Genomic DNA, 15952 nt, shown 5'->3' with positions numbered 1-15952 from the left:
GGCGAGGGGCGTTTCGCTTCAACGCTGGCCTCAAGGGGTAGCCCGGCTCAATGCCAGTGCACCGGATAGCGACGATGCCGGGCCAGGTTGTTGACCAGGATGGCCACCACCAGCATCACCGCACAGCCCACCGCCACCGGCACCAGCGGGTACCACCAGCCGAGGGCCTGGACCTCCGGCCCGCCCACCACGGCGATCAAACCGGCGGCGGCGCCGGGCGGATGCACGGTGTGAGTCAGTTGCATGATCAGGATCGCCAGGGAGACGGCCAGGGCCACGGCCAGGGCCGTGGTGCCCAGCCACTGGGCACAGCCCACCCCCACGCAGGCCGACAGCACGCTGCCCAGGAGGACGTTGCGGGGCTGGGCGAAGGGGCTCTGGGGGGCGGCGTAGATCAGCACCGAGGTGGCGCCGAAGGAGCCGAGAATCAACAGCTGATCGGTGAGCCAGTGAGCACTCAGCCAGGCGATGGCGCCCATGCCGGTGAAGGCACCCGCCCAGGACCAGAGGGCGTCCTGCCAGTCGGCCCGGGCACGCCGGGCCGGTTCACCACGCATCTTGCCGAAGTAGGTCTTCATGGTCGTCCATTCATGCACCAGAAAGGCGCAGATTCTGACAAATCGCACCATCAAGGTGAAGAACGTATTGTGAATAGATCGATAACCCCGCCTCGTCCACTCCGCCATGGCACGAAAAAGGCATGAAAATCATAGGGGTCTAGCCCTATACTGGAGAAGCATCGCGTGACGGTACCCGCCTGAGTGCCGTAGGAAATCCAGCCGGACACCAATCTCAGAGTAAGGAATCCTCTAATGATGAAGACAATTTCACGCGTCCTCAGCCCGCTGCTGATCGCCTGCCTGGTCCTGGGCAGCCTGCCGGTGGCCGCCGCCCCGGCTCCCGCCAGCGGCCTGATCTCCACCCAGGAGGCACTGAGCCAGGACCGGGTAAGTGCCGACCGCGAGCGTATCCAGGAAGTGCTCTCCCGCCAGGACGTCCAGGATCAACTGGTCGCCCAGGGCGTCGATCCCGCCGAGGTGGAAGCTCGGGTGGCCGCCCTCTCCGACGCCGAAGTGCGCCAGATGGCCGATCAGCTGGAACAGCTGCCCGCCGGCGCCAGCGTGGTGGGCGCGCTGTTCGCGGTCTTCGTGATCCTGCTGGTCACCGATATCCTGGGCCTGACCAATGCGTTTCCCTTTACTCGCTAAGCGACGGGGCCAAGCCCCCGCCCTCCGCTCACGCCTCAACGCCCGCTCTGCGGGCGTTGTGCTGTTGATGCTCGGCCTGTGGCTCCTGGCCGGTTGCGCCAGCGCGCCGCGCCTGGCCAGCCCCGAGGCCATGGGAATCCCCCCCCGGGTGCAACTGGCGGGCATCCCCTTCCATGCCCAGCGGGACTACCAGTGCGGGCCGGCGTCGCTGGCCATGCTGCTCAATGCCGACGGCGTCGAAACCACGCTGGACGCGCTGATTCCCCAGGTCTTCCTGCCCCATCGGGAGGGCAGCGTGCAGCCGGAGATGCTGGCCACCCTGCGCCGCCACGGGCGCGTGCCCTTCGTGCTGGAGGGGCGCTTCGAGGCCCTGCTCGCGGAGCTGGCCGCGGGGCATCCGGTGCTGGTGATGCAGAATCTGTCGCTGCCGGCCTGGCCGCTGTGGCATTACGCGGTGGCCATCGGCTATGACCTGGAGGCCCAGGCGATGATCGTGCATAGCGGCACGCAGGCGGCTCGCCGCGAGGACTTCCGGCGCTTCGATGCCACCTGGGCGCGCAGCGAGCGCTGGGCGGTAGTGGCCCTGCCCCCGGGTGAGCTGCCGGCGAGCCTGGGGGCGGAGCGCGCCCTGCGGGCGATCGCCGACTTCGAGCAGGCCAGGGGCAGCCTGGCCGCCCTGCCCGCCTGGGAGGCCGTGACGCGGCGCTGGCCACGCCACGCCATGGGCTGGTTCGCCCTGGGCAATGCCCGCCACGGCGGCGGCGACCCCAGCGGCGCCGCGGAGGCCTTTCGGCGCGCCACCGAGGCCGATCCGTCACTGGCGGTGGCCTGGCTCAACCTGGGGCTGACCCTGATCGCCCTCGAGGCGCCGGCCCAGGCCCGGGATGCCCTCGAGCGCGCCGGCGCCCTGCCCGGCCCCTGGCAGGCCCACGCCGAGGACGCCTTGGAGCGACTCTAGCCATCGCGCCGCCCAGGCCCAGGGCCTCGGCGGCGTCACGCCGACTCAGGCCTTCTTGACGAACCGGGAGGTGAGCTTCAGCGGGCCGATGCCCTCCACCTTGCAGTCGAGGTTATGGCCGCCCTCGGAGTCGCCCTCGATCAGGCGCACGCTCTTGACCTTGGTGCCCACCTTGATCACCGAGGAAGAGCCCTTGACCTTGAGGTCCTTGATCACCGTCACGCTGTCCCCATCGGCGAGACGATTGCCGTTGGCGTCCAGGGCCACCAGCTCATCTTCCACCGGCTCCGGGGCCGCATCCCGGGCCCACTCGTGGCCACACTCGGGGCAGACCAGCTGGATACCATCGTCATAGGTGTACTCGGAGCCACAGGCGGGGCAGTTGGGCAGATCGCTCATCTCGGAGTCCTCGGTCGACACGCAAAGCCGGCAAGCCTACACCGCCAGCCGCGACGACACCAGTTGCTGCCGGCCACCCGGGCCTGGTAGCGTGAGAGCGCCAATCGCTAAATCAAGGAGCGCTGATATGGATTCGGCCATCAATAACACCGTCAGCCAGGCGCTGGTGATGCAGCAGGCCCAGGTCGCCCAGCAGGCCCAGATGCAGATCTTCAAGGAGGCCCTGACCACTCAGCAGCAGCAGGTCACCGCCCTGATGGAATCCGCCTCCGCCGAGCCCCAGCTGGCCAGCCAGGGTCACCTGGGCACCCAGATCAATACCTATGCGTAAGCCGCGCAGACGCGCGGCTTAGCTGCCATACTCCCGCTCGACCCGGGCCACCCGCACCCGAAAGTGACGATACCACTGCCGGTGGCCCAGCCGTTGGGCCTCCCGATGCTCCATATTGGCCTTCCAGGCGCGAATCGCCTCCGGGTCCCGCCAGTAGGAGACGGTGATCCCCAGCCCCTCCCGGGCCGACTCCACCCCCAGAAAGCCCGGCTGTTCGGCGGCCAGCGACAGCATGCGTTCGGCCATCTCGGCATAACCGGCCTCCTCCTCGCTGCGCAGCGAGGTGAAGATCACGGCGTAATAGGGCGGCTCCGGGGTGGTAGCGATCATGACGGCTCCAGGCAGGGGATCGGGTGGCGTTGGCCAGCCCAGCGGTTACCCTAGGGGCAACGTAATTCCGCGAGAGCGCCATCATGACCCAACCGCGTATCGTCCTGGAAGTCTTCAGCGACTTCGTCTGCCCCTTCTGCTACCTGGAGCTTCCCGAACTCGAGGCCATCCAAGCCCGCTTCGGCGAGGCACTCGGCATTCGCTGGCGCGCCTTCGAGCTGCGCCCGGCGCCCCAGCCGCCCCTCGCCCCCGACGCCGACTACCTGCATGAGGTCTGGCAGCGTTCGGTGCTGCCCATGGCCAAGGAACGCGACATGACCCTGCGCCTGCCGCGTATCCAGCCCCGCTCGCAGCTGGCCCACGAGGCCCATGCCTGGGCCGAGACGCACTCCCCGGCCCAGGCGGAGCGGCTGCGCCGGGCGCTGTTTCGGGGGTTCTTCGAGGAGAGCCTCGACCTGAGCGATATCGACGCCCTGATGACCCAGGCCGAGGCCCTGGGACTGGATGGCCACGACCTGGCCCGAGCGCTTCACGAAGGGCGTTTCGCTCAGGCGGTGCGCGACGATCAGCATCAGGCCCAGGTACTGGGCATCTCCGGGGTGCCCGGTCTGCGTTTTATGCTGGATGGCGAACACGCCGGGGTGCTGGAGGGAGCCCAGCCGCGACGCCAGCTGCTATTGGCGCTGGAACGCCTCTTCGACCTGATGGGGTAGGCCGTCCATGACAAGATCCGACGGCGAGATCCTGGTCTTCGGCGGCACCGGTTTCCTGGGGCGTCGGCTGGTCCGCGAACTGGTGGAGGCGGGCCGGGGGGTGCGCCTGGCGGCGCGCCATCCGCGGCGCCCCGACTGGGCGGAACCCCAGGACCCCATCACCCTCTGCCCCGCGGATATTCGCGACGAGGCGGCGGTGGCCGAGGCGCTGGCCGGTGCCTCGGCGGTGATCAATGCGGTGAGTGGCTATGTGGAGCGCCGCGGTGCCAGCTTCGAGACGATCCATGTGGAGGGCGCCGCTCGCCTGGCTCGGCTGGCCCGGGAGGCGGGCCTCAACCGCCTGGTGCAACTCTCCGGCATCGGCGCCCGATGCGATTCGCCGTCGGCCTATGTGCGCGCCCGTGCCCGGGGCGAGGCGGCGGTGCTGGAGCACCTGCCCAAGGCGATCATCCTGCGCCCCAGCGTGATGTTCGGCGCCGATGACGCCTTCCTCCATGGGCTGGCGCGGCTGACCCGGTTGCCGGCGATTCCGCTGTTCGGCGCCGGCGAGACCCGCCTGCAACCGGTGCATGTGGCGGACGTGGCCCGCGCCGTGGCGACCCTGGTGGACACGGCCGACCCACCGCGACGGCTCTTTGAGCTGGGTGGTCCGGACCTGCTCAGCTACCGGGAGATCCTCGCCCGCGTCCAGGCTCAGTGCCACACCCAGCGCCCCCTGCTGCCGGTGCCCTTCTGGGCCTGGCGGGCCCTGGCCGGGCTGCTCTCGGTGCTGCCCAATCCGCCCCTGACCCGTGATCAGGTGCTATTGATGGCCGAGGACAACCTCGTCGCCGATGGTGTGGGCGGCTTCGCCGACCTGGGTATCTCCCCACGCACCCTGCGCGATAGCCTGCCACTCTGTCTTCCCTAACCGACGCTGCTGCCCGCCGGCCGGCCCCACGCCCTAGCCAGCCCGCGCGACAGCCTGCCACTCTGTCTTCCCTGACCGCCACTTTGACCCGCCGGCCGGCCCCACGCCCTAGCCAGCCCGCGCGATAGCCTGCCGCTCTGTCTTCCTTGAACACCGCGTCTGCCCGCCGGCCGGCCCCTTCGAACCGCTAGCCGAAGAAACAGGCATGGGCATCCTCGCCCACCAGCTCGAGGAAGGCCTCCAGGCTCTTCACCTCGGGCCGGGGCTGGTAGGCGTGCCACTTGAGGTCGGCGCGCATCCAGTAGACCTTCCACAGGCCGCGGCTCTTGACGTAGGTGGCCTTGGCCGCCGGGGTCTCCATGCGTATCGACGGGTCGTCATAGCGGGGGCGAATCGAGAATATCTCGACGCTCTGCCCGCTGACTCGCCCACCGAGATCCAGTTGATGTCGAAGGTGCGCGGGCGGTCGGTGTGTCTCCACAAAGCCCTGGAGGACCTTCTCGGCCCGCTTGATCTCGAATTCGCTCAATGCCATGCGTCGCTCGCCAAATGCCTGGTTCATGTATCGGACGGGGCGAGATTATCGCGGTTCGAGGCCCTCCAAAGCCAGCCCCAGCGCTTCCGCCTCCAAGGGTCGGCCCCAGCCATCGCCATGCACCAGCTGACTCAGGGGCAGACGCTGCCGCCAGCCCTTGGTCGCCAGCTCCGGTTCGTCGAGAAACTCGCTGACATAGCCCAGGCAGAGATAGGCCACCGGCTCGATGCCCTCGGGCAGGCCCAGCAGCTCGGCCAGCTCGACCGGGTCGAGGATGCTCACCCAGCCCACTCCCACCCCCTCGGCGCGGGCCGCCAACCACAGGTTCTGTACCGCCAGGCAGGTGCTGAAGCGGTCCATCTCCGGCATGGAGTTGCGCCCCAGCACATGGGGGCCACCGCGGCGGCGGTCGCAGGTAATGCAGAGGTTGACGGGGCTATCGAGGATGCCCTCCAGCTTGAGGCGCCGATAGCGCTCGGCCCGCTCGCCCCGGTAGTTCTCGGCGGCCCGGGCGTTCTCCCGGGCGTAGCTGGCCTGGATGCGCGCGCGCAGCTCGCGATTCTCGATCACCAGGAAGTCCCAGGGCTGCATAAACCCCACCGAGGGGGCGTGGTGGGCGGCCTGCAACAGCCGCGCCAGCACCTCGGCGGGAATCGGCTCGGGCAGAAACTGCGAACGCACGTCACGGCGTTCGAAGATGGCGCGGTAGAGGCCGTGGCGTTCGGCCGCGGAAAACGCCGCGCGCAGGGTGTCCTTGCTCATCGTCGCTCCTTGGTTGGAGGGGCCTACCATACCAGCCAGGCGATGCCGAACAGCAGCGCCGGCGTCACGCTGACCAGCATCCAGGCGCCCATGCGGGCGCCGCCGAGGACGGCGACCAGCCCGCTCTTGAACAGGGTATTGGCCAGGGCGGCCAGGACGATACCACGACTGGCCAGCGCCCAGGACTGTTCATCCGCGGCCAGGCGGGCGAAGGAGAGGGTCACCGGGTCCACATCGGTGAGCCCCGAGATCAGCGCCAGCCCATAGAGGCCGCTGTCGCCGAGCCAGTGGCGGGCCGCGGCCACGGCCAGGAAGATCACCGCCAGGAGGCCGCCGAAGCGCACCGCCGGCCAGAGCTCGAAGGGGTTGCTCACCGGCGGCGACGGCGCCGCCTGGTCCGCCCCGTCACGGCGCTGCGCCCACCACCAGAGTCCCGCCGCCAGGCCGAAGCCCAGCCCCGTCATGCCCAGCAGGGGCACGGCCAGGGTCGGCAGGATTCCCGGGGCGATCAGGCTCGCCACCGCCAGGGCACGGGGAAACATCATCGAGGAGGCGGCGAGGATGGCACACACCAGGGTCGGCGCCAGCTCGGGCTGCCGGCGTCCCAGCCGCGCGAAGGCCAGCGCCAGCGGCGTGGAGGCCATCAAGCCCGCCACCAGGCCGGTCAGCAGGATGCCGTAGCGGCTGCCCAGCAGGCGCACCAGCACATAGCCGGCGAACTGGATGGCCGCCACCAGCACCACCATCCACCAGATCAGGTAGGGATTGAGGGCGGCGAAGGGGCCGAAGCCGCGATCCGGCAGCAGCGGCAGCACCGCCACCGAGATCAGCAACAGCATCAGGGTGCCGCGCAGCTCGGCGGCGCTGATGCGGGTCAAGAGGTCATGCAGATAGGCCTTGAGCTGCAGCAGCAGGGCCGCCACCACGGCGCCGGCCGCCGCCTGGGCGGGATAGCCCGCCGCCGCCGCGGCCCCCAGCACGAAGGTCAGCAGGCCGGCAACCTCGGTGGTGCAGCCGGCATCGCGCTGCTCGAGACGCGAGCGCCAGTAGACCACCGTCAGCAGCAGGATCAGCCCCAGGCCGATGGCGGCGGGCAGTACCGCCCCCCAGGCCTCGCCCAGCAGGCCACTGACGCCGCCGCCGAGGCCGATCAGGGCGAAGGTGCGCAGGCCCATGGCGCGGCTCGACTCCGGCAGGCCGCTCTGCTTCCAGCCCCGCTCCAGGCCGATCAGCAGCCCCGAGAAGAGCGCCACCCCCAAGCCAACGAAGGCTTCCATCAGCTCCCCCGTCCGGAAGACCGGGCACACCTGGACGGGACGATATCGGCTTTGCCCCCTACCGCCGGGTGTTTCTCCATGCGGCCTCCTCGGCGACGATTAGCGGATCAGCGGCTCGAGCGCCTCGGCCAATAGCGGCGCGAGGGGAACCGCATTGCTGGGATGGGCGATGGCATCGCTGCTCCAGAGTTCACCGACACCGGCGGCCTCGATCACCGCCAGGGCCTCGCCGGCGAAGAGCGCATGGGTCACCGCCACGTCCACCGAGGCCACCCCGGCCCCGCGCAGCGCCTCGATGGCCCGGGCCAGGGTATGGCCGGAGCTGGCTACGTCATCCATCAGCACCACGCGGCGTCCGGCCAGCGCCAGCTCGGGCAGCGCGATGCTCACTCGGGTATCGCCGTGGCGCCGCTTACGGCACACCCCATGGTCGAGGCCGCTGGCCGCCCCGGCCCGGGCCACCCACTGCTCGGCCTCCTCGTCGGGCCCCAGTAGCAGGGCCCCGGGGCGCCGCGCGGCGGCCAGCTCGCCCAGCGCCGGCGCCGCCGACAGGGCGATGGCATCATCCAGCGGCACCGCCTGGTCGAGGCGTGTGATGCGATGCAGGTGCGGGTCCACGGTGATCAGGGCATCGACCAGCTCGGCGAGGAAGGCCCCCACCAGGGTCTGGCTGACCACCTCGCCGGGATGGAAGGCGATGTCCTGGCGCATATAGGCGAGATAGGGCGCCACCAGGATCAGCCGCCGGGTGCCCTGGCGCCGCGCATGGCGGGCCACCAGCAGCAGTTCCACCAGCTTGTCGTTGGGGCGGTCGAGGCTGCGGTAGAGCACCAGGGTCTCGGGGCAGGCGGCGGCGAAGGGCAGCCGCAGGCGCAGCTCCTCATCCGGGAAGCGATGGGCCTCGATGGCCAGTGCCGGCAGGCCGAGCGTCGCGGCCAGGCGCCGCGCCGGCAGCGCCTCGTCGTCGAAATGGAGCAGGGTCGGGAGTTGGGTCGCGCTCATCGTCCCTCCACATTGAGCGGGGCGATGGCCGCGGCCTCGCCCAGGGTGAAGCCATTGTCGCAGTCGCAGCACTGGCGGGCGGCGTTGCGCTCGTTGCGGTACGACGCATAGACCCGATAGAGGGGCTGGCCCGCCGTCACCGCGTCACCGATGCAGGCCAGCAGGTCGACCCCGGCGCCCTTGGCCTTGGGGGCGCCGGCGAGTCGGGCGATTCGCGCCAGGCGGCGGTTATCGATGGCGATGACCACGCCATCCTGGGGCGCCGTCACCGTGAAACTGAGCGGCGCCAGGGGCGGGGCCGCGGGGTCGAAGGGGGCCTCCCCCTGGGCACGGATAATGGCGCGCATCTTCTCCAGGGCGCGCCCCGACTCGAGGATATCCCGGGCGATGCCATAGCCATCGCCGCCGCGCACGTCCGGGTCGAACTCCAGCATGCGCCCGGCCAGGTGCAGCGACTTCTGGCGCAGGTCCGCCGGGGCCTCGGGATGCTGCATCAGCACATGCATCACGTCCCGGGCCTCCAGTACCGGGCCGATGCCGCGCCCGATGGGCTGGCGCCCGTCGGTGATCACCACCTCCAGGGTCAGTCCCATGCGCCCGGCCACGAACTCGAAGAGCTTGCGCAGCCGCCGTGCCTCGGGCATGGAGCGCACCTTGGCCTGGGGCCCCACGGGGATGTCCAGCAGCAGGTGGGTGGAGCCGGCGGAGACCTTCTTGGAGAGGATCGAGGCCACCATCTGCCCCGGCGAGTCCAGCGACAGGGGGCGCTCCACGGCGATCAGCACATCGTCCGCCGGCGACAGGTCGCTGCTGCCGCCCCAGGCCAGGCAGCCGCGGTGGGTGCGTACCAGCTCGTTGAGCTCGGCGAAGGGCAGGTCGACCCGCGCCAGCACCTCCATGGTATCGGCGGTCCCCGAGGGCGAGGTGATGGCCCGGGACGAGGTCTTGGGGCAGAGGCTGCCGTGGGCGGCGACGATGGGCACCACCAGCATGGAGGTGCGATTACCGGGAATGCCGCCGATGCAGTGCTTGTCCACCACCGGATGCTCGTGCCAGTCGAGCTGGCGTCCGACCCGGGCCATGGCGTCGCTGAGGTAGAAGACTTCCTCGCGATCCATCTCGCCCAGGTCGCAGGCCACCACGAAGGCGGTCAGTTCGATCTTCGAGTAGCGCCGCTCGGCCACGTCCTGGACGATGGCGCGGAAATCCCGGCGGGTCAGCCGTTCGCCGTTGATCTTGCGGTGCAGGGCGGGAATCGACCCCGGCGGTTCCGCCTGAGAGACGCACACCGGCTGCCCCTCCGGCATGCCCAGGCTGGCGAAGGCTTCCTCGGAGAGGCCCAACTGGTCGTGACCGACGATGGCCTCGTCATCCACCACATTGAGGCTGGCCAGGATACGCCGCCCGTTGGCGCCCACCTCCACCTTGGCCAGGGCCTGGAAGCCCTCGGCCCGGTAGAGGTCGCACTCCCGGTGCAGGTAGGCGACGTTCTCGCGATAGGTATCGATGCCCACCCGCTTGAGGGCCAGGGGCATGAGCCCCTCGTCACTCTCCTGGGACCTGCGCTGCGGCTTGTCCATGTTTGCTCCTCCGCGGCTCCTTCCTGAGCCTAGCCGAAGCCGCGGGCCTCGACCTGACGGCCGACAACGTCGGCGCCAACGCTATTCGGCGCAAGCCGAGCGGTAAACGTTTCGGGGCTGGAGCCGGGCGCCCAGCCGACCTAAGCTGTGAACCCGGCCACCCCACCCAAGGAAGAGACCCGCGATGACCTACGATATTCGGCTCAAGCGTATCTATGGCGAGGTCGAGGCCGAGGACGGCGCCCGCATCCTGGTGGATCGCCTCTGGCCCCGGGGCAAGCGCCGGGAGAGCCTGTGCCTCACCGACTGGTACCAGGATGCCTCCCCCTCCCCCGGCCTGCGTCGCGCCTGGCACCAGCAGGAGATCAGCCGCGCGGTCTTCGTGCGCCGCTACCGTCGGGAGCTCGACGACGCCCCCCGGGTGCTGGTGCCGCTGCTGCGCCACGCCCGCCGCGGGCGCCTGACCCTGCTCTCCGCCGCTCGCGACCTGGAGGCCTCCCACCTGCCGGTGCTCCGCGAGGCCCTGCTCGACGCCCTGGCCGCCGAAGACGCCGCCGACCGGGACGGCCCCGCCTCGCCGCCCTGCTATGCCGGCGATAAGGGCAGATGCTAGCCTTGGCCGGCCAACAGCCGGAGGATAGCGAGATGTGGCAACAAACGGAGATACGGCTGCCCGCCGTGGCGCGGGGCTTTCACCTGATCACCGAGCGAGTGGAAAGTGCGCTTCCCGAGCTGGCTCGCTGTCGGGTGGGCCTGCTGCACCTGCAGCTGCAACACACCTCGGCGTCGCTGACGCTGAACGAAAACGCCGACCCGGACGTGCGCCACGACCTGGACGCCTTCCTGCGCCGCCTGGTGCCCGGCGACCTGCCCTACTTCAAGCACGTGCTGGAGGGCCCCGACGATATGCCGGCGCATGTGATCGCCAGCCTGCTGGGCACCCAACTGACCCTGGCCGTACGCGATGGCCTCCTGGCCCTGGGCACCTGGCAAGGCCTGTGGCTCGGCGAACACCGCGACCAGGGCGGACCCCGGCGGCTGATCGCCACCCTGCAGGGCCAGGCCTGACTCAGGGCAGGCGCCCCTCCCGGGCCAGGCGCCGCCGCACCCAGCGGTCATAGCCGAAGCGCAGCACGGGCTTGAGCCCCGGCAGGCCGATCAGCCAGGCCAGGGGCCTGAGGCGAGGCACCCGGCGCATCAGCAGGATATAGGCGTCGATGCCCTCGCGGATGGCGCCGCCCTCCTCCTCCACATGCAGCGACAGCAGCGCCGCCTGGGGATCGATGCCCTTGGCGCGCAGCGTCTGCTGATGCTCGGTGACGTCGCACCAACTCACGTCGCGGCCGGTCTCGCCGGCCCAGCGCTCGTAGCGGGCCCGATCCCGGCGACACCCGGGGCAGACGCCGTCGTAGTAGACCCTCAAGGGGGGCAATGCGCTCATGCTGGCCTCGCTGGCGACTCAACGACTACTTCACTACTACTTAATTACTACGGCAGACCTCCCAGAGCCGCGCCAGTTCGTCGGCCATGGCCGCCACCAGGTCGGCGAAGCGGTCCGGATCGGAGAGCCGCGCCAGGTGCTCGGCGCTGGGGGCCCTGAGGTTCAGCGCCTCGGGATAGAAGGCGAAGCTGGGCCAGTAGGCGTTGCGGCTGCCGCCATGGCCCGCCGCGTCCAGGTGCTCGGCGAGGGCGCCATAGCACTCGGGCTCGCTCTCCTGCTCGCAGTAGATCCCCAGGTAGATGGCGTATTCGATCTCGAAGCCGGCACAGATCGCCTTCTCATAACCGGGAATCCAGTAATAGAGGCCATAGCCCTTGCTGTTCTGGCGGCGCTGCACATAGTCCCGGCACAGGCCGTCCAGCGCTGCCTCGCTCCAGGAGTCACTGCTGATATGCTCGGCCATGGCCGGATACTGGGTCGCGATACGCGCCTTCAGGGCCCGCCAGAGCCGGGCCTGGAGGCGAGCCAGCGCCTCGTCGTAGGCCAGGCGAATATCGTGGGCGCCGAGCAGGTTGTCGCCCTGCAGCAGGGTCTCGGCCAGGGTCTCCAGGTGCGCGTTGTCCATGTCGTGTCCGGTCAGTTGCAGGATCAGTTGCCGATACTGGGCGAGGCTCTCGCGCAGCGGCGGGTCGAGGGCGGCGCGCCCCAGGCAGGCCTCCAGCCAGGGCACCAGGTCGGCGTAGTAGCCCAGGGCGCCGTAGCTGCCCTCCTCCAGGTCGCGCAGCTCGCCCAGACTGTCCTCTCGGGGATCGCGGCCCTCCAGGGTCAGGTAGCGCACGTGAATCTCCCGGTAGCCCGCCTCGCGCAGGCGCCGGTGGTAGCGCACCAACTGCTCCGGCTGGTCGTCGGCGTGGATCTTGTTCTCGATCAGCAGCGCCTGGCGCCGGGCATTGGTCACCAGGATATCGATGTTCCAGCGCTCGCACTCCACCCGCACGCCCTCCAAGGCGAAGTCGCGGATCGCGCAGCGCTCGAGCAGCTCGTTAAGCGGCGCCGCCCCCAGGCCATGGGCCCGGGGATCCAGCAGGGCGGCGAGGAAGCGCGAATGCAGGCGCACCTCGTCGTTGCCGCCGCGCAGGGTGGTGAAGAGGTTGAAGCCCGGCGGCCGGGCATGGCGCTGGCGCAGCAGGGAGGCCAGATGCAGCAGGCTGTGATGGGAAGTCACGAGGCGTCCTTGTCGACTCTAGGGCCCAGGGACTATCGGCAGGGCTTAAGGTGACTTTAGGCTTGCCTCGACCGCGACCGGCTCCAGCAGCGCCTGGATCCGGTCGCGCAGCCAGCGGCGCAGGCGATCCTCGTGGGTGCGCTGGTGCCAGGTCTGGATCACCGATACGCCGTCCAGCGCCAGCGGGCAGGGGTGGATCGCCAGCCCCGGGAAGCGCGCCACTGCCTGAGTAGCCACGCTCTCCAGGCAGGTCAGCAGCAGGTCGCTCTGGGCCACCAGCAGCGGCGGTACGGTGAAGCTCGACAGCCCCGCCACCACCCGCCGCCGGCGTCCCAGGGCGCGCAATTGCTTGTCCACATGGCCGTCCAGGTCGCCGGTCAGGGTAGTGACCAGATGATCGCTGGCCAGGTAGCCCTCCAGGGTCAGGCGCTCGCCGATCTGGGGGTGGTCCCGGGCGGCCAGCACCACGAAGCCCTCCCGGTGGATGCGCTGCTGATGGTAGCTGCGCGGCAGGTCGCCATAGAAGCCGGCGATGGCGATATCGCACTCGCCGGTCTCCAGCTCCGTCCGCGGCAGCCGGCCCCGGGTGTTATGGGTGACCAGCTGCAGCTGCGGCGCCTCGCGGCGCACCACCGGCAGCAACCGCGGCAACAGCAGTTGCTCGATATAGTCGGTGGTGTAGAGGTGCACCCGGTCGGCCCGGGCCAGGTAGTCGCTGCCCTCGCAGAAGTCGAAGAAGCCCTCGATGCCCGCCACCAGCTGCTGCACCCGGGGCGCCAGCTCGTGGGCCCGGGGCGTCGGCGTCAGGCCCCGGGGCGCGCGCACGAAGAGTTCGTCGCCGAAGGCATGACGCAGCTTGGCCAGCTTGTGGCTCAGGGCCGGCTGGCTCAGCGCCATGCGCCCGGCCGCCGCCGAGACGCTGCGCTCCTGATAGAGCACATGGAAGAGCAGCAGCAGGTTGAGGTCCTTGCCCGCGACATTCATCGAGTGAATATCTCCTATCGAGAATCATCAATTCTCGAATACTAGCCGCCCGGCTAGGATGGTGACCATCCCATTCACGCACTGGCCAAGGAGATTGCCATGAGCGCACGCATTCTGATGGTGCTGACCTCCCACGACCGCCTCGGCGATACCGGCGAGCCCACCGGCTTCTGGCTCGAGGAGCTGGCGGCGCCCTACTACGCCTGCCTGGACGCCGGCGCCGAGGTGGTGCTGGCCTCGCCCAAGGGCGGCCAGCCGCCGCTGGACCCCAAGAGCGACGCCGAGGAGAGCCAAACCGAGGCGACCCGCCGCTTCCAGCAGGACGAGACGGCCAAGCAGCAACTGGCCAGCACCCATCGCCTGAGCGAAGTCAATGCCGACGACTTCGACGCCGTCTTCTACCCCGGCGGCCATGGCCCGCTCTGGGACCTGGTGGACGATGCCGACTCCATCCGCCTGATCGAGGCCTTCTGGGCCCAGCAGAAACCGGTGGCCGCGGTGTGCCACGCCCCCATCGTGCTGATCCACGCCCGCGACGCCGATGGCCGGCCGATCATCCAGGGCCGTCAGGTCACCGGCTTCACCAATGGCGAGGAAGCCGCCGTGGGACTCACAGAAGTGGTGCCCCACCTGGTCGAAGACGCCCTGATCGCCGGCGGCAGCCGCTACTCCAAGGCCGACGACTTCGTCCCCTACACCCGCCGCGACGGCCAACTGATCACCGGCCAGAACCCGCCCTCCTCCGAGCCGGTGGCCAAGCTGCTGCTGGAAGCCCTGGGCAAGTAACCCGGCCATCCCGATAGCAAAACGCCCGCCTGCCAATGGCAGCGCGGGCGTTTTACGTTTCATCGGATAGGCGAAGGAGCCAACCGACGGCCGTGAGAATCTGGCCCTGTCGAGGGAACCCTTACCCGACATGTAAAAGGGTAGCTGAGCTCGGCCGTGCTCCACTCAGCCATTGTGGGAGCTTGGCTTTGCCGAGCGATTTTCGGCGGTCTTTGAGAGGTTATCCAAGTCAGTCCACCCCCAGCATCGAGGCATACTGACTCGGATCATCAAGCTCCATTTTCCTGCCACGAAAGCCATCGAACAACGCCCGGTGACGTTGCAGCCCATAGTCATCATCGCGGGTCTCGTAGGTGCGCACCCAGGCGATCAGGGCCTCCAGATGGGCATCCTGCGCCTCTCGGGTCGCGAACTTCTCCGGTTCCCAGGGCCGCGACCGGCAGTGGGCCACACAGGCCTCGACGCCGGGATTGAGGAAGATCAGCTCCTCACAGGCCGGCAGGATCGGCTCGATAATATCCGCGTAGCAGCCCTCGATAATCCAGTGGCCATGGGCATCGATAAAGCGTCGCACCTCCGCCACGCTCTCCGCCAGTGGCCGCCGCTCCGCCCCCTCCCGAAACGCCATCCGGTCCAGCGACAAGCGAGCCGCCGGCTGCCTGTCGAGCAGCCGCTTGGCGAGGGTACTTTTCCCTGAGCCGGCGTTACCGAGAAGGATGATTTTCATGGAATGGTTTTCTCGACCAGCCATTCAGGCTTAACGCCAAGCTAAGCGGCGGCCCGTCAGGGACGTCCGGTGGAGGCCGAAGGCCGGAACGCACTTAAGCGACTGGTTATATTGATTTTGCTCACAGGCTGCGCACACGAGGCTGGACCTTCCGATCATACAGACTCCACATATCTTCGTTCGCATCTGTGGATAGGAATATTTTTGAGTGTTGGCTGCAGAGATACCTCACTCGATCTTCCGTAAGGTTGTTCCAGCTCGCAATTGTTCTTGTACTACAAAAGCGCTTCCCATCCTCATTCTTCGTATTTCCTAGAACCCATTCATAGACGCGCTTGCCTTCTAACTGATCACGAATCCATTCGTGTGCCATCCGGACTGAATATACAGTGATACCGGCTATCGCACCGCCAGCCGCACCGATCACAACTCCATCCCAAATTGACGACATTTAGAAAACCTTCCTAATCGATATAACGCCGTGCGCAGCGGCCGGTTTGTGGAGCATAGCGGAACAAATCGGTCCGGCTGACGCTACTTGTTAAAAAAGATTCTTGGTTAGCCACTGAGCACCTTGGATAAGCTCATCGACTTGCTCTTTTGTTGGCTCCACCGCTTTTTTATGAGAGCACATATTTCTCAAGTCGGCTAAGTAACTAATTGTCGGGTCCCGTGTGATTAACCACTCGTTTGGTAAATAACTCAGGTCGCTTGGCCTGCCACTCCTTCATCGCCGTGATCGGTGATTGATGATGCAGCGCCTTCTGAGGGATGTGGTGATTGT

At 68.5% G+C, this 15952-nt stretch carries 20 protein-coding genes and 1 pseudogene; 8 read left to right on the top strand and 13 right to left on the bottom strand.

What is annotated here, in order from left to right:
* Window positions 1–47: 47 nt before the first annotated feature.
* Window positions 48–578 (bottom strand): HPP family protein, encoded by a 531-nt coding sequence (locus tag NFU04_RS14975; RefSeq protein WP_251310228.1) that lies wholly within the window; start codon window positions 576–578, stop codon window positions 48–50.
* Between the two features lie 237 nt (window positions 579–815).
* Here NFU04_RS14975 and NFU04_RS14970 point away from each other — a divergent pair, with 237 nt between their 5' ends.
* A complete protein-coding gene (locus NFU04_RS14970) occupies window positions 816–1208 on the top strand; it encodes a PA2779 family protein (RefSeq protein WP_251310239.1) in 393 nt (130 codons plus the stop codon).
* Between the two features lie 67 nt (window positions 1209–1275).
* Window positions 1276–2166 (top strand): PA2778 family cysteine peptidase, encoded by an 891-nt coding sequence (locus tag NFU04_RS14965; protein WP_251310238.1) that lies wholly within the window; start codon window positions 1276–1278, stop codon window positions 2164–2166.
* Window positions 2167–2211: 45 nt separating this feature from the next.
* Here NFU04_RS14965 and NFU04_RS14960 read toward each other — a convergent pair whose 3' ends face one another.
* Window positions 2212–2565 (bottom strand): zinc ribbon domain-containing protein YjdM, encoded by a 354-nt coding sequence (locus tag NFU04_RS14960; protein WP_251310227.1) that lies wholly within the window; start codon window positions 2563–2565, stop codon window positions 2212–2214.
* Between the two features lie 127 nt (window positions 2566–2692).
* On the opposite strand from NFU04_RS14960, the gene NFU04_RS14955 reads away from it, so the two are divergent.
* A complete protein-coding gene (locus NFU04_RS14955; RefSeq protein ID WP_251310226.1) occupies window positions 2693–2896 on the top strand; it encodes a putative motility protein in 204 nt (67 codons plus the stop codon).
* Window positions 2897–2914: 18 nt separating this feature from the next.
* Here the strand turns inward: NFU04_RS14955 and NFU04_RS14950 are convergent, their stop codons facing one another.
* Window positions 2915–3226: an antibiotic biosynthesis monooxygenase family protein gene (locus tag NFU04_RS14950; protein ID WP_251310225.1), complete on the bottom strand. Its 312-nt coding sequence runs from the start codon at window positions 3224–3226 to the stop codon at window positions 2915–2917.
* Window positions 3227–3309: 83 nt separating this feature from the next.
* On the opposite strand from NFU04_RS14950, the gene NFU04_RS14945 reads away from it, so the two are divergent.
* Window positions 3310–3939 carry a DsbA family oxidoreductase gene (locus tag NFU04_RS14945; RefSeq protein ID WP_251310224.1) on the top strand — a complete coding sequence of 210 codons (630 nt, stop codon included), beginning with the start codon at window positions 3310–3312 and terminating at the stop codon, window positions 3937–3939.
* A 7-nt stretch (window positions 3940–3946) separates the two neighbouring features.
* Window positions 3947–4849, top strand: a complete 903-nt coding sequence (locus tag NFU04_RS14940; RefSeq protein WP_251310223.1) for a complex I NDUFA9 subunit family protein — start codon at window positions 3947–3949, stop codon at window positions 4847–4849.
* 187 nt (window positions 4850–5036) lie between these two features.
* Here NFU04_RS14940 and NFU04_RS14935 read toward each other — a convergent pair whose 3' ends face one another.
* From NFU04_RS14935 to NFU04_RS14915, 5 genes are all read right to left on the bottom strand, one after another.
* Window positions 5037–5384: a DUF3024 domain-containing protein gene (locus tag NFU04_RS14935; protein WP_251310222.1), complete on the bottom strand. Its 348-nt coding sequence runs from the start codon at window positions 5382–5384 to the stop codon at window positions 5037–5039.
* A gap of 45 nt (window positions 5385–5429) precedes the next feature.
* A complete protein-coding gene (bluB, locus tag NFU04_RS14930) occupies window positions 5430–6146 on the bottom strand; it encodes a 5,6-dimethylbenzimidazole synthase (RefSeq protein WP_251310221.1) in 717 nt (238 codons plus the stop codon).
* A gap of 23 nt (window positions 6147–6169) precedes the next feature.
* The gene (locus NFU04_RS14925) at window positions 6170–7423 is read right to left on the bottom strand and encodes an MgtC/SapB family protein (RefSeq protein ID WP_251310220.1); all 1254 of its coding nucleotides are present in this window, start codon (window positions 7421–7423) and stop codon (window positions 6170–6172) included.
* Window positions 7424–7522: 99 nt separating this feature from the next.
* Window positions 7523–8425 (bottom strand): ribose-phosphate diphosphokinase, encoded by a 903-nt coding sequence (locus tag NFU04_RS14920; RefSeq protein WP_251310219.1) that lies wholly within the window; start codon window positions 8423–8425, stop codon window positions 7523–7525.
* On the bottom strand, window positions 8422–10005 hold the full coding sequence (locus NFU04_RS14915; RefSeq protein ID WP_251310218.1) for a thymidine phosphorylase family protein: 1584 nt from the start codon (window positions 10003–10005) through the stop codon (window positions 8422–8424). Before NFU04_RS14915 ends, NFU04_RS14920 begins: the two co-directional genes overlap by 4 nt.
* Window positions 10006–10189: 184 nt before the next feature.
* Between NFU04_RS14915 and NFU04_RS14910 the strand changes: the two genes are divergently transcribed.
* Entirely contained in the window at window positions 10190–10618 is a 429-nt protein-coding gene (locus NFU04_RS14910) for a DUF488 domain-containing protein (RefSeq protein ID WP_251310217.1), read from the top strand.
* Between the two features lie 32 nt (window positions 10619–10650).
* Window positions 10651–11073 carry a secondary thiamine-phosphate synthase enzyme YjbQ gene (locus NFU04_RS14905; protein WP_251310216.1) on the top strand — a complete coding sequence of 141 codons (423 nt, stop codon included), beginning with the start codon at window positions 10651–10653 and terminating at the stop codon, window positions 11071–11073.
* A gap of 1 nt (window position 11074) precedes the next feature.
* On the opposite strand, the gene NFU04_RS14900 is transcribed toward NFU04_RS14905, so the two are convergent.
* Genes NFU04_RS14900 through NFU04_RS14890 form a run of 3 tightly spaced genes read right to left on the bottom strand, consistent with a single transcriptional unit; the run spans window position 11075 to window position 13655 of the window.
* Window positions 11075–11446: a thiol-disulfide oxidoreductase DCC family protein gene (locus NFU04_RS14900; RefSeq protein WP_251310215.1), complete on the bottom strand. Its 372-nt coding sequence runs from the start codon at window positions 11444–11446 to the stop codon at window positions 11075–11077.
* 40 nt (window positions 11447–11486) lie between these two features.
* On the bottom strand, window positions 11487–12671 hold the full coding sequence (locus NFU04_RS14895) for a PDDEXK-like family protein (protein ID WP_251310214.1): 1185 nt from the start codon (window positions 12669–12671) through the stop codon (window positions 11487–11489).
* 45 nt (window positions 12672–12716) lie between these two features.
* Window positions 12717–13655 carry a LysR family transcriptional regulator gene (locus NFU04_RS14890; protein ID WP_251310213.1) on the bottom strand — a complete coding sequence of 313 codons (939 nt, stop codon included), beginning with the start codon at window positions 13653–13655 and terminating at the stop codon, window positions 12717–12719.
* 99 nt (window positions 13656–13754) lie between these two features.
* Between NFU04_RS14890 and NFU04_RS14885 the strand changes: the two genes are divergently transcribed.
* Window positions 13755–14441 (top strand): type 1 glutamine amidotransferase domain-containing protein, encoded by a 687-nt coding sequence (locus NFU04_RS14885; protein ID WP_251310212.1) that lies wholly within the window; start codon window positions 13755–13757, stop codon window positions 14439–14441.
* A gap of 229 nt (window positions 14442–14670) precedes the next feature.
* Here NFU04_RS14885 and NFU04_RS14880 read toward each other — a convergent pair whose 3' ends face one another.
* Together NFU04_RS14880 and NFU04_RS14875 are read right to left on the bottom strand one after the other, a co-directional pair.
* On the bottom strand, window positions 14671–15168 hold the full coding sequence (locus tag NFU04_RS14880) for an AAA family ATPase (RefSeq protein ID WP_251310211.1): 498 nt from the start codon (window positions 15166–15168) through the stop codon (window positions 14671–14673).
* A 656-nt stretch (window positions 15169–15824) separates the two neighbouring features.
* Window positions 15825–15952 (bottom strand): annotated as a pseudogene (locus NFU04_RS14875) (IS481 family transposase); the annotation flags it as partial.

Source organism: Halomonas sp. NCCP-2165 (assembly GCF_023708045.1).
GTDB lineage: Bacteria > Pseudomonadota > Gammaproteobacteria > Pseudomonadales > Halomonadaceae > Bisbaumannia > Bisbaumannia pacifica.
This window is presented reverse-complemented; position numbering and strand designations above follow the sequence as displayed.

Coding starts and splice junctions, on each gene's coding strand:
- NFU04_RS14975 (WP_251310228.1), bottom strand. CDS start 578: ATGAAGACCTACTTCGGCAAGATGCGTGGTGAACCGGCCCGGCGTGCC.
- NFU04_RS14970 (WP_251310239.1), top strand. CDS start 816: ATGAAGACAATTTCACGCGTCCTCAGCCCGCTGCTGATCGCCTGCCTG.
- NFU04_RS14965 (WP_251310238.1), top strand. CDS start 1,276: ATGCTCGGCCTGTGGCTCCTGGCCGGTTGCGCCAGCGCGCCGCGCCTG.
- NFU04_RS14960 (WP_251310227.1), bottom strand. CDS start 2,565: ATGAGCGATCTGCCCAACTGCCCCGCCTGTGGCTCCGAGTACACCTAT.
- NFU04_RS14955 (WP_251310226.1), top strand. CDS start 2,693: ATGGATTCGGCCATCAATAACACCGTCAGCCAGGCGCTGGTGATGCAG.
- NFU04_RS14950 (WP_251310225.1), bottom strand. CDS start 3,226: ATGATCGCTACCACCCCGGAGCCGCCCTATTACGCCGTGATCTTCACC.
- NFU04_RS14945 (WP_251310224.1), top strand. CDS start 3,310: ATGACCCAACCGCGTATCGTCCTGGAAGTCTTCAGCGACTTCGTCTGC.
- NFU04_RS14940 (WP_251310223.1), top strand. CDS start 3,947: ATGACAAGATCCGACGGCGAGATCCTGGTCTTCGGCGGCACCGGTTTC.
- NFU04_RS14935 (WP_251310222.1), bottom strand. CDS start 5,384: ATGGCATTGAGCGAATTCGAGATCAAGCGGGCCGAGAAGGTCCTCCAG.
- bluB (WP_251310221.1), bottom strand. CDS start 6,146: ATGAGCAAGGACACCCTGCGCGCGGCGTTTTCCGCGGCCGAACGCCAC.
- NFU04_RS14925 (WP_251310220.1), bottom strand. CDS start 7,423: ATGGAAGCCTTCGTTGGCTTGGGGGTGGCGCTCTTCTCGGGGCTGCTG.
- NFU04_RS14920 (WP_251310219.1), bottom strand. CDS start 8,425: ATGAGCGCGACCCAACTCCCGACCCTGCTCCATTTCGACGACGAGGCG.
- NFU04_RS14915 (WP_251310218.1), bottom strand. CDS start 10,005: ATGGACAAGCCGCAGCGCAGGTCCCAGGAGAGTGACGAGGGGCTCATG.
- NFU04_RS14910 (WP_251310217.1), top strand. CDS start 10,190: ATGACCTACGATATTCGGCTCAAGCGTATCTATGGCGAGGTCGAGGCC.
- NFU04_RS14905 (WP_251310216.1), top strand. CDS start 10,651: ATGTGGCAACAAACGGAGATACGGCTGCCCGCCGTGGCGCGGGGCTTT.
- NFU04_RS14900 (WP_251310215.1), bottom strand. CDS start 11,446: ATGAGCGCATTGCCCCCCTTGAGGGTCTACTACGACGGCGTCTGCCCC.
- NFU04_RS14890 (WP_251310213.1), bottom strand. CDS start 13,655: ATGAATGTCGCGGGCAAGGACCTCAACCTGCTGCTGCTCTTCCATGTG.
- NFU04_RS14885 (WP_251310212.1), top strand. CDS start 13,755: ATGAGCGCACGCATTCTGATGGTGCTGACCTCCCACGACCGCCTCGGC.
- NFU04_RS14880 (WP_251310211.1), bottom strand. CDS start 15,168: ATGAAAATCATCCTTCTCGGTAACGCCGGCTCAGGGAAAAGTACCCTC.